Source organism: Arthrobacter sp. SAFR-044 (assembly GCF_051965175.1).
GTDB lineage: Bacteria > Actinomycetota > Actinomycetes > Actinomycetales > Micrococcaceae > Arthrobacter.
Map to the genome: position 1 here is coordinate 47,126 of NZ_JBQCMK010000015.1, position 13,412 is coordinate 60,537.

Here is a 13,412-nt window from a genome sequence, read left to right on the forward strand (position 1 = left end):
GTTACCGGTTCGGACCCGTTTTCATTTCGGACGCGTTTTGCTGCGGGATTAGGATCGTAGGGTGCAGGAACACGTGTCAGACCCAGTTGTAGGGACGCTGGTGGACAACCGCTATGCCGTCACCTCCAGGCTTGCCCGTGGCGGGATGTCCACCGTCTACCTGGCCATTGACCAAAGGCTGGACCGTGAGGTGGCGCTCAAGGTGCTGCACCCCCACCTCGCCGCCGACGAAAACTTCCTGGGCAGGCTAGGCCGTGAGGCCAAGGCAGCCGCCCGCCTGTCCCATCCGCACGTAGTGGGTGTTTTGGACCAGGGCAACGACGGCAATACCGCCTATCTCGTTATGGAATACATCAAGGGCCACACGCTCAGGGACGTCCTCAGGGACAGGGGCGCCCTGCCACCCCGGCTGGCGCTGGCACTGATCGACCCTGTGGTGGAGGGGTTGGGTGCGGCACACGCAGCCGGCTTCATCCACCGCGACGTGAAGCCCGAGAACGTCCTGATCGCCGACGACGGCCGGATCAAGATCGGGGACTTTGGCCTGGCCCGTGCCGTCACCAGCTCAACCAGCACCGGGGCCCTGATCGGGACAGTGGCCTACATCTCGCCGGAACTGGTCCTTGGAAAACCGGCGGATGCGCGCAGCGACGTCTATTCCGTGGGCATCATGCTGTATGAAATGCTGACCGGGAGCCAGCCGTTCGAGGGCGAAGTACCCATCCAGGTGGCTTACCAGCACGTCAACGGTACGGTGGGACCACCGTCGGATCTTGTCCCCCGGCTCGCCGCCGAAGTGGATGAACTGGTGCAGTGGTGCACCGCCAACGATCCCGAGAACCGGCCGGTGGACGGCAACGCGCTGCTCCAGGAACTGCGCCACATCCGGACCAACCTCACCGACGCGGAGCTGGACCTGCAGCCCCCGGCAGCGGCAGCGGCCGCGTATCCGCACCAGACCGAGGTCCTGGGCCGCGCCAGCAATCCGACAACCCTGATGCCTCCCTCCCGGCCGGCTGCCCCCGCCTACCCGCCGGGGCAGTACCCGACAGCCGATTTCCCGACCGAGCACGTGGCCCACCATCAGCGGCCCGGACTTACGCTGCCCGACGACGACGATGCGGACAGCGGCTGGTCTCCCCCGCCACCGCGGCTGGGCAAGCGGGCGCAGCGGAAAGCCGACCGGGAAAGCGAGAAGCTGCGCGCGCTGGCCGCCGCCACAGCGGTGCGTACCCTTCGGGAAGGAAATCCGCGCCGCCGCGGCCTCATATGGGTGGTGGTCCTCATCCTCGCGGCCCTGCTGGCCACGGGCGCCGGCTGGTTCTTCGGCATGGGGCCCGGTGCCGCCGCTGCCGTTCCTGCAGTGGCCAACAAGACAGTGGCCCAGGCCCAGCAACTGCTCGACGGGGTGGGCTTCCGCTCCACCACGAGCGATGTCTTCGACGACGACGTGCCGACCGGCCTCGTGGTGGGCAGCGAACCCGCCGCGGGGACGGAAATCCGGAAGTTCCAGCCTGTCTCACTGCTGGTGTCGAAGGGGCCCCAGCTTTTCCCGTTGCCAAAGCTCACCGGCGGGAGTTTGGACGCAGCAAAGACCGTCCTGAATGCGGCGGAGATGGCGCTGGGGACGGTCGCCGAAAAATTCGATGAGGAAGCAGCTGCCGGAGCCGTCCTGTCCCAGGATCCCGCTGCCGGCACCCCTGCCCGGCACGGTACTCCCGTAGGACTTGTGGTTTCCAAGGGCCCGCAGCCCATTGCCGTTCCGTCGGTCGTGGGAAAGGCCGAGGACGATGCCGTGGCTGCGGTTGAGGCGGCAGGCCTCACCGCTGAGGTGGCCCCTGATGAGGTGTTCGACCGGAACGTTCCGGAGGGCGCCGTCGTCAGCCAGTCCCCGCCCAATGGGACGCTGGCCAGGGGCGGCACGGTCACCCTGACCATCTCCAAGGGCCCCAGGATGGTTGCCGTCCCCAGCTTCATCGGCAAGCAGGCATCGGAGGCACGCAAGGCGCTCGAGGCACTGGGCTTCCAGGTCCGGGTGAACAACATCCTGGGCGGCTTCTTCGGCACCGTGCGGGACCAGTCGCCGGTGGACCGCGAGGTCCCGGAAGGCTCGGTCGTCACCATCACGGTGGTGTAGTCAGGGTGGGCAGGCATCGCCTGCCCACCTTGAACCGTTTGGCTTTGTTCCTAGTGCTTGGCGAGCGCGCCGGCTACCAGGAAGGCCATTTCGAGTGACTGCATGTGGTTCAGGCGGGGGTCGCAGACAGACTCGTAGCGGTCCAGGAACGCATCCTGGTCTATCGGGTCGGCGCCGCCCAGGCACTCGGCGACGTCGTCGCCTGTCATCTCCACGTGCAGGCCGCCCGGTACGGTCCCCAGCCCGTGGTGCACCTCGAAGAAGCCGCGAACTTCGTCGATGACGTCGTCGAAGTTCCGCGTCTTGTATCCGTTGGGTGACGTGACCGTGTTGCCGTGCATGGGGTCGGTGACCCACAGGACCTGCGCCCCGGAGGCGGTGACCTTCTCGACGACGGCAGGCAGCTTCTCGCGGATGTTGCCGGCGCCCATGCGGGTGATGAAGGTGAGGCGGCCGGGCTCGCGGTCCGGGTCGAGCTTGTCGATCAGGCGAAGGGCGTCATCACCGGTGGTGGACGGGCCCAGCTTCACGCCGATGGGGTTGCGTACCCGCGAGAGGAAGTCGACGTGGGCGTGGTCGAGTTCCCGGGTACGCTCGCCGATCCAGAGGAAGTGGGCCGAGGTGTCGTACGGGAAGCCGGTGCGGGAGTCAATGCGGGTCAGCGCGCGTTCGTAATCCAGCAGCAGTGCCTCGTGGCTGGCGAAGAACTCCACCCGCTTGAGGGCTTCGAAGTCTGCGCCGCAGGAGTCCATGAATTTGATGGCACGGTCAATGTCGCGGGCCAGCGACTCGTAACGGGCGTGGGCGGGGTTTTCGGTAAAGCCCTTGTTCCACTGGTGCACCGAGCGCAGGTCCGCGAAACCACCCTGGGTGAAGGCGCGGATGAGGTTCAGGGTGGAGGCCGACGTGTGGTAGGCGCGCAGCATGCGCGCGGCGTCGTGGCCGCGGGACTCGGGAGTGAAGTCGTACCCGTTGACGATGTCGCCGCGGTAGGCGGGCAGGGTCACGCCGTCGCGGGTTTCGTCATTGGAGGAACGGGGCTTGGCGAACTGGCCAGCCATGCGGCCCATTTTGATGACCGGCATGGCGGCGCCGTAGGTAAGCACCACTGCCATCTGGAGGATGGTCTTGACGCGGGCGCTGATCTTGTCAGCCGTGGCTGCCTCGAAGGTCTCGGCACAGTCGCCGCCCTGCAGCAGGAACGCCTTGCCCTGGGCGGCGGCAGCCAGCCGCTCCCGCAGGACGTCCACTTCACCCGCAAACACCAGCGGCGGAAGGACCGACAGTTCCTTCACCGACGCCTCAAATACATCCCGGTCCTGCCAGCTGGGCTGCTGGGAGATGGGAAGGTCCCGCCAGTGGTCCAGTCCGGGATAGTTGGCCGCTCCGCTCTGGGCGGTGCTGGACAGAGAAAAGGCTGGTTTTGCAGATAGCTCAGTCACCCTCTAAGACTAGCGGCAGGGCGGCAGCGGCGGGCACCGGACCGTCACGCTGTCCGCTGTCCCCGTCATAACTGCCGCGCGGCCGCCGGCAGGTTCCGCTACCCCGTGGCCTGCGTGCCGGCGTCGTCCTCCATACCAGGATGTGCCGACGCCGTACCGGAGCCGGCGTCCGGGACGAACCCGCCGTCGGAGGCCGCCGGGGCGGCAAGGGGCTCAGCTGCGGCCCGGGGTTCCTCAGGCTTGCCGGCGAGCCGCAGCTTCACTACGGCTGCGTATTCATCCACGTACTCCTGGCCGGAGAGCCGCAGCAGCTGGGACATGATCTCGTCCGTGACCTTGCGCTGGACCGTCCGGTCCTCCGCCTGCTCCCGGTACTGGCTGAAATCCAGTGGCTCGCCGAAGATCATGCCGATCCTGCGGATGTTCGGCAGCCGTTTGCCGATGGGCTGCACCTTGTCCGTGCCGATCATGGCCACGGGGATCACGGGGACGCCTGCCTGCAGCGCGAGCCTGGCCACGCCCACCTTGCCCCGGTACAACCGTCCGTCAGGGCTTCGCGTGCCCTCCGGGTAGATGCCCAGCAACCCGCCTGCGTTGAGCACTTCCATCCCGGCGTTCAGCGACGCGGCGGAAGCAGCGCCTCCGGAGCGGTCCATGGGCAGTTGGTTGGTGAGGCGGAAGAATGCGGCCGTAAGCCTGCCCTTGATGCCGGTTCCAGTGAAGTATTCCGACTTGGCGAGGAAGACCACGGGCCGCCGCACCATGAGCGGCATGAAGATGGAGTCGGAGAACGACAGGTGGTTGGAGGCGATGATGGCGGCCCCCTGCGCCGGAATGTTGTCCAGGCCCTTGACCCAGGGCCTGAAGAGCAGCTTGATCACCGGACCGAGGAAGATCCTTTTCATGACCCAATAGAACACGTGGTGAACCTCTCCGGAAGGCAGCCCCAGGCCCTGCGTCGGGCCTGGCCAGCGATTCAATGCAACCCTACTCTAGTGAGATTTGGCTGGAACAGTGACACGATGGAGTCATGACTGAAAGCAGCACCCCGCCCCGTCCGGCCGCTTTCAGTTATCCAGGCCACGGGGCCAACGCCCGCATCGGCGTAGCCATCTGCCACGGTTTCACAGGCAGTCCCCTGAGTGTCATGCCGTGGGCGCAGCACCTCGCAGATCTGGGATACGCCGTATCCGTCCCCCTGCTGCCGGGGCACGGAACAGACTGGCGCCAGCTCGCAGCCACAGGCTGGAAGGACTGGTACCGCAGCTATGAAGAGGCCCTCCTCGACCTGGCCGGCCGGACGGATTCATGCTTCACCGCGGGCCTGTCGATGGGCGGTGCCATCGCCCTCCTCGCGGCATCCCGCCACCCGGTGGCCGGGGTCAGCGTTGTCAACCCCGGCCTGAGCTTCTACGACCGCCGGGTGCGGATCATCGGCCTCCTCAAGTACTTCCAGCGGACCACGGTCCCCATCCAGGAGGACCAGCCGACGGCGCCTGCGACGAACGACGGCGACTACTCGCTGACCCCGCTGGCTGCCGTGCATGAACTCAAGAAACTGTTCCGCGCCGCCGTTCGCGGCCTGCCAGGTGTTGACGCCCCCGTCCAGGTCTTCAAGTCCCGCACCGACGCCGTGGTCCCGCCCACCTCACTGGCACTGCTGCAGAAGGGGCTGGGCGCCAACCTCGACGAGGTGACGGAGCTTGCCAGCAGCGGACATGTGGCTACTCTGGACGTTGACGCGCCCGCGATCTTCGCCAGGTCCGGAGAATTCGTCGCCGCCCACGCCCGCCGCACCAGTACCTTGGAGACGCCATGACCTCCGGTCCGGACCACAGCCCGTTCACCAGCGCCTTCAGCGGCGAAGGGGCCAGCACGGGGGTGGTCCTCTCCCACGGCTTCACGGGCAGCCCGCATGGCCTGCGCGCCTGGGCCACGGCGTTCGCAGCAGCCGGTTTCGCCGTCCGGATGCCGCTGCTGCCGGGCCACGGGACCACGTGGCAGGATCTGGCCCGCACCCGCTGGCAACAGTGGCACGGCGCCCTGGATGACGCCTTCCTGGAACTGGACGCCGAGTGCGACCAGGTCTTCGCGGCCGGCCTCAGCATGGGCGGGGCGCTGGCCCTGCGCATTGCGGCCACCCGGCCCGTCGCCGGAGTGCTCCTGGTGAACCCCGGCCTGGTGATTGACGATCCCCGGGCGCCCTTGGCAGGAATCCTGAAGCTGGTGCTCAAAAGCACCCCGTCGATCGGCAATGACATCCTCAAGGCAGGGATGGATGAAGGCGCCTACGCGCGCACGCCCGTGGCCGCTGCCCATGAACTGAACAAGATGTTCAGGGACACCGTCCGGCTCCTTCCCCGGGTTACCGCCCCTGTACAGGCCTACCGCTCCACCGTGGACCATGTGGTGTCGGATGCCAGCATGGACGTCCTCAGGCGGGGGCTGACGCATGCTCCGCTGGAAGTGGTGCGGCTCGAGAACAGCTACCACGTCGCCACCCTGGACAACGACGCCGACCGCATCTTCGAAGGGTCCGTGGACTTTATCAAGCGCGTCCTGCAGGACGCGCCCGCCGGGGTACGCGGGACCGGGACAGGAGGTCCGCAGTGAACAGGCCTGACTCCGACCAGCCGGACCAGGGCGCCAACCAGGACGACGCCGTGTGGCTGGACCTGGTGGCCAGGCTCGAATCGGACACAGTTGCGATCCGCCCCGATTCCCCCGCCCCCGGGGAACAGTTGCCAACCGGACCGGTTGCTGCGGCGCCGGAGCCCCCGGCACCGCCCACCTTCCGCGACTTCGATCCCCTGGGCCTGGCGGGAACGCAGCCCGCGGAGAGGCCCCCGGCGGAGCGCCGGACGCGGCCCGGGGATGGGACGGACGGGCCCGGAGAGGGGCCCCGGGACTACGAGGTGGACGACGACGGCGAGGAGTTCGTGCCGGAGGAACCGCCCAGCCTGGCCGGCACCGATCCCCTGACCATGCTCGCGTGGCTCGGCGCCGTCGGCGGCCCTGTCGCGCTGCTGCTCTCCGCCATGTTCTGGCGGTCAGCGCCCCTGCTGGCCGTCGTTGGCATCGTTGCGGTGTTCGTGCTGGCCACGGTGTACCTGATCATGAAGCTGCCCCAGGAAAAAAACGGCGACGACGACGGCGCCCGGGTCTAGCTTCCCGCCAGCCATCCTGCCGTCGTCGTCAGCTGCGGACGCGGCTGCTGACGCGGGAAAGGTCAGCGGCCCCGATAAGGCCCGCGTTGGGGCCCAGTGCCGCTAATTCGATCCCCGCAGCCGGACGGAATCCGCGCCCAGTCAGGTTCCGCGCGAAGGCCTTGCGGGCCGGCTCCACCAACAGGTCCCCCGCCGAGCACAGGCCGCCGCCGATAACGAACAGACCCGGGTCCAGTGCCGCTGCCAGGTTGGCCAGCCCGAGCCCCAGCCATTCGCCGACCTCCTCAATCAGCTCCCGCGACGCGGGGTCGCCGGCCAGGGCCAGTTCGGTCACAATGGCGCCGGTGATCGCTTCGGGATGTCCGCCCACGGCTGCCAGCAGGTCTTGGGCCATCGGCGAGTTGGACCGGGCCAGGAGCCTCGCCTCCCGTCCCAGCGCGTTGCCCGAAGCATATTGCTCCCAGCAGCCGCGGTTCCCGCATTCGCAGCGGTGGCCGCCCGGCATGATGATCTGGTGGCCGAACTCCCCTGCCACGCCGAACCGGCCGCGTTCCACCCTGCCGTCCATCACCATGGCGCCGCCGATGCCGGTGCCCAGCGTGATGCAGACAAGCCGGTCCTCCCCTTGACCGGCACCAAAGCGCCACTCAGCCCACGCTGCGGCATCGGCATCGTTGGTCAAGAGCACCGGGCGGCGGAGGAGCCGCTGGAGGTTCTCGCGCAGGGGCTCGTTGCGCCAGGCCAGGTGCGGGCTGAAAAGGACCGTTCCACCGGCAAGGTCCATCCAGCCCGCGGCGCCGATACCCACCGACCAGATGCGGTGCCCCCGGCCCAGTTCCTCGACCAGTTCCACGATGACCTGCTCCACCGCGCGTGGATCCGTTCCGGGGGTGGAGCGCCGGGCCTCGTTGAGGATCCGGCCTTCCGCGTCCACCACGCCTGCGGCGACCTTGGTTCCCCCGATGTCGATTCCGATGGCCAGTCCCTTGCGGCCCAGGCGGAGGTGCCCGCCCGTGCCGCCATGGAGCTGTCCGACACGGTGGGCGGCGGGACGGCGGCGCCACGGAGCGGGTCTTTTCAGGGGGCCGGCCTGATCGCCGGGCAACGGTCCGTACATAGTCCACCATTCTAGGCGGGCAGCAAGATTGTCTTGACATACACCCCTTCATAGCGCCCATTGACGGCTAAGTTACTCACCAGTAGGTTTATGTACTGCACTGTTCCGCCCGGGGTACTAGTCTTTAGGCAACCCCTGCGCGGGACTTCAGATATCAAAGGAGCTATAGTGCGCGAATTCAGTGTTCCGCCCCTGGTTGTTGTCCCACCCGAAACCAACATCACTGACCTGGTGTTGCGCCAGGCGGGCAAGGCCAGCAACCCGGCACTGTTTTCCCGCCTGGATTCGGCGGGCTCGTGGCGCGACGTGCCCGCCACCGAATTCCTGGCCGACGTCAAGGCCCTGGCCAAGGGGCTCATTGCCAGTGGGGTCGGCGCCGGTGACCGTGTGGGCATCATGTCCCGCACCCGCTATGAGTGGTCTCTCGTGGATTTTTCCATCTGGTTCGCGGGAGCGGTTTCGGTTCCCATCTATGAAACCTCTTCCCCTTCCCAGGTGGCCTGGAACCTGGGTGACTCCGGCGCGGTGGCCGCCTTCGGCGAGTCCGCCCACCACGAGAACGTTATCCGGCAGGCCGTCACTGCCGAAGGCCTGACGGAAGTGCAGCACGTATGGCAGCTTGAGGGCCAGGGCCTCGATAGCCTGCGCGAGGCCGGCAGCGGCGTCAGCGACGAGGAACTTGAGTCCCGCCGCAGCGCAGCGGGACTGCGGGACGTGGCCACCATCATCTATACCTCCGGCACCACGGGACGCCCCAAGGGCTGCGAGCTGACCCACGGCAACTTCGTGGAACTCTCGGACAACGCCCTGGCCATCATCGGCGAGATTGTCCACGAGAAGGCCAAGACCATCATGTTCCTGCCGCTGGCCCACGTATTTGCGAGGTACATCTCGGTGCTGGCCATGGCAGCCGGAACCACGGTGGCCCACACCCCGGACATCAAGAACCTCCTGGCCGACCTGCAGAGCTACGAACCGACGTTCATCCTGGCGGTGCCCAGGGTCTTCGAGAAGGTCTACAACTCCGCGCTGACCAAGGCCGAGGACGGCGGCAAGGGCGCCATCTTCCACCGGGCCGCCGAAACTGCCATCGCCTTCTCCAAGGCCCGGCAGGAAGGACGGGTAGGTCTGGGCCTGAAGCTGCGGCACGCGTTGTTCGACAAGCTGGTCTACGGCAAGCTTCGGGCGGCCATGGGTGGACACGTTGCCCATGCGGTATCCGGCGGCGGCCCGCTGGGCGAGCGGCTGGGCCACTTCTTCCAGGGCATCGGCCTGCAGGTGCTGGAGGGATACGGGCTCACCGAAACCACCGCGCCCATCACGGTAAACACCCCATCACGAATCAAGATCGGCTCCGTGGGCAAGCCCCTGCCGGGCAACGCCGTCAAAATTGCCGACGACGGCGAGATCCTGGCCAAGGGAGTCTGCGTCATGCGCGGCTACTACCAGCGGGACGACCTCACCACCGAGGCCTTCACCGATGGGTGGTTCCACACCGGGGACATCGGCAAGCTGGATGACGAAGGTTTCGTCTGGATCACCGGCCGCAAGAAGGAAATCATTGTCACCGCAGGCGGCAAGAACGTCATCCCGGCCCTGTTGGAGGACCAGATCCGTGCGGACGCCCTCGTATCGCAGGTGCTCGTGGTGGGCGACAACAGGCCCTTCATCGGGGCCCTGGTCACCCTGGACCAGGAAGCCCTGCCGGGCTGGCTCCAGCGCCACGGGCTCCCGGCGGACACCACCCTGGAGCAGGCAGCGGCCAATCCGGTGGTCAAGGCAGCGGTGCAGGACCTGGTCACCGCGGCCAACACCTCGGTCTCGCAAGCCGAGGCCATCAAGTCCTTCCGCATTGTCCCGGCCGACTTCACCGAAGCGTCCGGACACCTGACACCGTCCATGAAGGTAAAGCGGGCACAAGTAATGAAAGACTTCGAAACCGTCATCGAGGAAATGTACTCGGCCCCGCGTTCCTGACCCGCCACAAACGAAAGGGTCCTTCACAACGTGAAGGACCCTTTCGCCGTTTCCGGAACTTCTTACTGCTCGATGACCAGCAGCAGGTCTCCGCCCTGGACCTGCTCCACCGCGGAGATGGCGAGGCGGGAGACCTTGCCGGCTACCGGCGTCGTGATGGATGCTTCCATCTTCATTGCCTCAATGGTGGCCACGGTGTCTCCTGCCTTGACCGTCTCCCCCGGCTTGACGGTGACGGTGACTGCCCCGGCGAAGGGAGCGGCCACCTGGCCGGGCTGGGCGGGATCGGCTTTCTCAGCGGCCTTGACGTTGCTCACCACGGAGCGGTCGCGCACCACCACGGGCCGGGACTGGCCGTTGAGGGTGCACATGACGGTGCGCATGCCCTTCTCGTCCGGCTCGGACACGGCTTCCAGGGACGCGATCAACCTCACGCCACGCTCCAACTGGATCTCGTGCTCGGTGCCGCGCTGGAGCCCGTAGAGGTAGTCGCGGGTGTCAAGGACCGAGATGTTCCCGTACGTCTCCACGCTCTTCAGGTAGTCCTTGGTGGGGCCGTCGAAGAGCAGCCGGTTCAGCGTGTGCTGGCGGGTCTTCGAGTCGGACTTGAGCGCAGCACTGTCCTCTGCGCTGAGCTCCACGTCCCGGACTTTCACGCTCCTGCCCTGCAGGGCCTTGGTGCGGAACGGCTCGGGCCAGCCTCCGGGAGGATCACCGAGCTCGCCGGACAGGAAACCGATGACGGAGTCGGGGATGTCGTAGTTCTGCGGGTTTGCTTCGAAGTCGGCGGGATCCGCGTTGAGTCCCACCAGGTGCAGTGCGAGGTCGCCCACCACCTTGGAGGACGGCGTCACCTTCACCAGGTGGCCGAGGATGCGGTCAGCTGCCGTGTACATGTCCTCGATCGCCTCGAACTGCTCCCCCAGGCCCAGGGCCATGGCCTGCTGGCGCAGGTTGGAAAGCTGCCCGCCGGGGATCTCGTGCTTGTACACGCGGCCGGTGGGGCCGGGCAGTCCGGACTCGAACGGCGCGTAGACCCGCCTGACTGCTTCCCAGTACGGCTCAAGTGAACTGACGGCATCGAGGCTGAGGCCCGTGTCCCGCGGCGTGTGGGCCAGGGCGGCAACAAGGGCCGACGCCGACACCTGGCTGGTGGTCCCGGCCAGCGACGCCGACGCCACGTCCACGGCATCCACACCGGCGTCGACAGCCGCCAGGAGCGTGGCCAGCTGGCCGCCCGCGGTGTCGTGGGTGTGCAGGTGGACGGGCAGGTCGAAGCGCTCGCGCAGCGCCGCGACAAGCTTGGCGGCGGCAGCGGGCCGCAGCAGCCCGGCCATGTCCTTGATGGCCAGGATGTGGGCTCCGGCGTCGACGATCTTCTGCGCCAGCCCCAGGTAGTAGTCCAGGGTGTAGAGCTTCTCTTCCGGGTCCAGCAGGTTGCCGGTATAGCAGAGGGCCACCTCCGCGACGGCAGTGCCGGTGGCGCGGACGGCGCGGATGGCAGGAGCCATCTGGCTGACGTCGTTCAGGGCATCGAAGATGCGGAAGATGTCGATGCCCGTGGCGGCAGCCTCATTGACGAAGGCTTCGGTGACCTCTTCCGGGTAGGGCGTGTAGCCCACCGTGTTGCGGCCACGCAGCAGCATCTGGATGCAGACGTTGGGCATGGCCTGGCGCAGGGCGGCAAGACGGTCCCAGGGGTCCTCGCCCAGGAAGCGCAGTGCCACATCGTACGTGGCGCCACCCCAGGCCTCGACGGACAGCAGCTGCGGCAGGAGGGCCGTCACGGCGGGGCCGGCGGCGACAAGGTCGCGGGTGCGGACACGCGTGGCCAGCAGCGACTGGTGGGCATCGCGGAAGGTGGTGTCCGTGACGGCGACGGCGGTCTGCTCGCGGAGCGCCTTCGCAAAGCCCTCGGGGCCCAGCTCAAGGAGCTTCTGGCGTGAGCCCGGGACTGCCTGCCTGTCCTTGACCTCGGGCAGCTTGTGGGCGGGGTCTGAATGCAGGGTCAGGTCGCCGTTGGGCTTGTTGACGGTCACGTCGGCCAGCCACGTGAGGAGCTTGGTGCCGCGGTCGGCCGAGACCCGGGCCTTGAGCAGTTCCGGGCGCTGGTCGATGAAGTTCGTGGCGACATCCCCGGCAATGAAGTCGGGGTCGTCAAGCACAGCCTGCAGGAAGGGGATGTTGGTGGAGACACCGCGGATACGGAACTCCGCCAGGGCGCGGCGGGCGCGGGCAACCGCAGCCGGGTAGTCCCTGCCTCGGCACGTGAGCTTGACCAGCATGGAGTCGAAGTGGGGGCTGATCTCGGCACCGGAGTACACCGTGCCGCCGTCCAGGCGGACACCGGCACCACCGGCGGAACGGTAACCGGTGATCTTTCCGACGTCGGGCCGGAACCCGTTGGCGGGGTCTTCCGTGGTGATGCGGCTCTGGAGGGCGGCGCCGCGAAGCTTGACCGTGTCCTGCGAGAGGCCCAGGTCGGCGAGCGTCTCACCGGCGGCGATCCGCATCTGGGCCTGGACCAGGTCCACGTCGGTGACTTCCTCGGTGACCGTGTGCTCCACCTGGATGCGGGGGTTCATTTCGATGAAGACGTGCTGGCCTGCCCGCTCGCCCTCGGTGTCCACGAGGAACTCCACCGTACCGGCGTTGACGTACTTCAGCGCCTGGGCGAACTTCACCGCGTCCCGGTACAGGGCCTGGCGGATGCTGTCGTCCAGGTTGGGGGCAGGAGCGATCTCGATGACCTTCTGGTGCCGCCGCTGGATGGAGCAGTCACGCTCGAAGAGGTGCATGACGTTGCCCTCGGCGTCCGCGAGGATCTGAACTTCAATGTGCCGGGGGCGAAGGACCGCCTGCTCCAGGAACATGGTGGGGTCACCGAACGCAGCATCAGCTTCGCGCATGGCCGACTTCAGGGCTTCGGGCAGTGCCTCGCGGGTATCCACCCGCCGCATGCCGCGGCCACCGCCGCCGGCCACTGCCTTGGCGAAAATGGGGAATCCGATCTCATCGGCCGCGGCCAGGAGCTCATCCAGGTCCTTGGACGGCTCGCTGGACTTCAGGACCGGTACGCCGGCCGCGCGGGCAGCCTTCAGGGCCGCCACCTTGTTGCCGGCGAGCTCCAGGACTTCGGCAGGCGGACCTACAAAGGTGATGCCCGCTTCCTTTGCCGCGCGGGCCAGTTCCGGGTTTTCCGAGAGGAAGCCGTAGCCGGGGTAGATGGCGTCTGCCCCGGACTCTTTCGCAACGCGGACCACCTCAGCCACGTCCAGGTATGCCCGGACGGGATGTCCTTCCTCGCCAATCAGGTAAGCCTCGTCCGCTTTCTGGCGGTGGATCGAGTTACGGTCCTCTTGGGGAAAAACGGCAACGGTCTTTGCGCCCAGCTCGTAGCCGGCGCGGAAGGCCCTGATCGCGATTTCGCCGCGGTTGGCCACCAGAACTTTGGAAAACATACTTCTCCTGCATCATTGCGGGTGGATCGATGAGTGGTCACAGTGTCTAGGACCTGCAAGGCCAAACACAAATCTTTGTGGCCACGGTCACAGATTTTCCCGTCATGTCCC

Annotated in this window: 9 protein-coding genes; 5 read left to right on the forward strand and 4 right to left on the reverse strand. The window is 67.1% G+C overall.

Going from position 1 to position 13,412, the window contains the following annotated elements:
* Positions 1-61 precede the first annotated feature (61 nt).
* Positions 62-2,137, forward strand: coding sequence for a Stk1 family PASTA domain-containing Ser/Thr kinase (pknB, locus tag ACTHQS_RS18690; protein WP_440171872.1), 2,076 nt, complete (start codon positions 62-64; stop codon positions 2,135-2,137).
* A gap of 50 nt (positions 2,138-2,187) precedes the next feature.
* Here pknB and ACTHQS_RS18695 read toward each other — a convergent pair whose 3' ends face one another.
* Together ACTHQS_RS18695 and ACTHQS_RS18700 are read right to left on the reverse strand one after the other, a co-directional pair.
* Positions 2,188-3,579, reverse strand: a complete 1,392-nt coding sequence (locus tag ACTHQS_RS18695) for a class II 3-deoxy-7-phosphoheptulonate synthase (RefSeq protein WP_159632253.1) — start codon at positions 3,577-3,579, stop codon at positions 2,188-2,190.
* A 98-nt stretch (positions 3,580-3,677) separates the two neighbouring features.
* On the reverse strand, positions 3,678-4,499 hold the full coding sequence (locus tag ACTHQS_RS18700) for a lysophospholipid acyltransferase family protein (protein ID WP_440171875.1): 822 nt from the start codon (positions 4,497-4,499) through the stop codon (positions 3,678-3,680).
* Positions 4,500-4,609: 110 nt separating this feature from the next.
* On the opposite strand from ACTHQS_RS18700, the gene ACTHQS_RS18705 reads away from it, so the two are divergent.
* Genes ACTHQS_RS18705 through ACTHQS_RS18715 form a run of 3 tightly spaced genes read left to right on the forward strand, consistent with a single transcriptional unit; the run spans position 4,610 to position 6,746 of the window.
* Complete coding sequence (locus ACTHQS_RS18705; protein WP_440171877.1) at positions 4,610-5,398, forward strand: alpha/beta hydrolase; 789 nt, start codon at positions 4,610-4,612, stop codon at positions 5,396-5,398.
* Positions 5,395-6,192: an alpha/beta hydrolase gene (locus tag ACTHQS_RS18710; protein ID WP_440171879.1), complete on the forward strand. Its 798-nt coding sequence runs from the start codon at positions 5,395-5,397 to the stop codon at positions 6,190-6,192. The genes ACTHQS_RS18705 and ACTHQS_RS18710 overlap by 4 nt, the downstream gene beginning before the upstream one ends.
* A complete protein-coding gene (locus ACTHQS_RS18715; RefSeq protein WP_440171881.1) occupies positions 6,189-6,746 on the forward strand; it encodes a hypothetical protein in 558 nt (185 codons plus the stop codon). The genes ACTHQS_RS18710 and ACTHQS_RS18715 overlap by 4 nt, the downstream gene beginning before the upstream one ends.
* 28 nt (positions 6,747-6,774) lie before the next feature.
* On the opposite strand, the gene ACTHQS_RS18720 is transcribed toward ACTHQS_RS18715, so the two are convergent.
* Entirely contained in the window at positions 6,775-7,863 is a 1,089-nt protein-coding gene (locus ACTHQS_RS18720; protein ID WP_440171883.1) for an ROK family glucokinase, read from the reverse strand.
* A 168-nt stretch (positions 7,864-8,031) separates the two neighbouring features.
* Between ACTHQS_RS18720 and ACTHQS_RS18725 the strand changes: the two genes are divergently transcribed.
* A complete protein-coding gene (locus ACTHQS_RS18725) occupies positions 8,032-9,840 on the forward strand; it encodes an AMP-dependent synthetase/ligase (protein ID WP_440171885.1) in 1,809 nt (602 codons plus the stop codon).
* A 62-nt stretch (positions 9,841-9,902) separates the two neighbouring features.
* Here ACTHQS_RS18725 and ACTHQS_RS18730 read toward each other — a convergent pair whose 3' ends face one another.
* Positions 9,903-13,301, reverse strand: a complete 3,399-nt coding sequence (locus ACTHQS_RS18730; RefSeq protein WP_440171887.1) for a pyruvate carboxylase — start codon at positions 13,299-13,301, stop codon at positions 9,903-9,905.
* Positions 13,302-13,412: the final 111 nt, after the last annotated feature.

Excerpts from the sequence above, each read along its gene's own strand:
- ACTHQS_RS18705 (WP_440171877.1), top strand. The coding sequence starts at position 4,610 with ATGACTGAAAGCAGCACCCCGCCCCGTCCGGCCGCTTTCAGTTATCCA.
- ACTHQS_RS18710 (WP_440171879.1), top strand. The coding sequence starts at position 5,395 with ATGACCTCCGGTCCGGACCACAGCCCGTTCACCAGCGCCTTCAGCGGC.
- ACTHQS_RS18720 (WP_440171883.1), bottom strand. The coding sequence starts at position 7,863 with ATGTACGGACCGTTGCCCGGCGATCAGGCCGGCCCCCTGAAAAGACCC.
- ACTHQS_RS18730 (WP_440171887.1), bottom strand. The coding sequence starts at position 13,301 with ATGTTTTCCAAAGTTCTGGTGGCCAACCGCGGCGAAATCGCGATCAGG.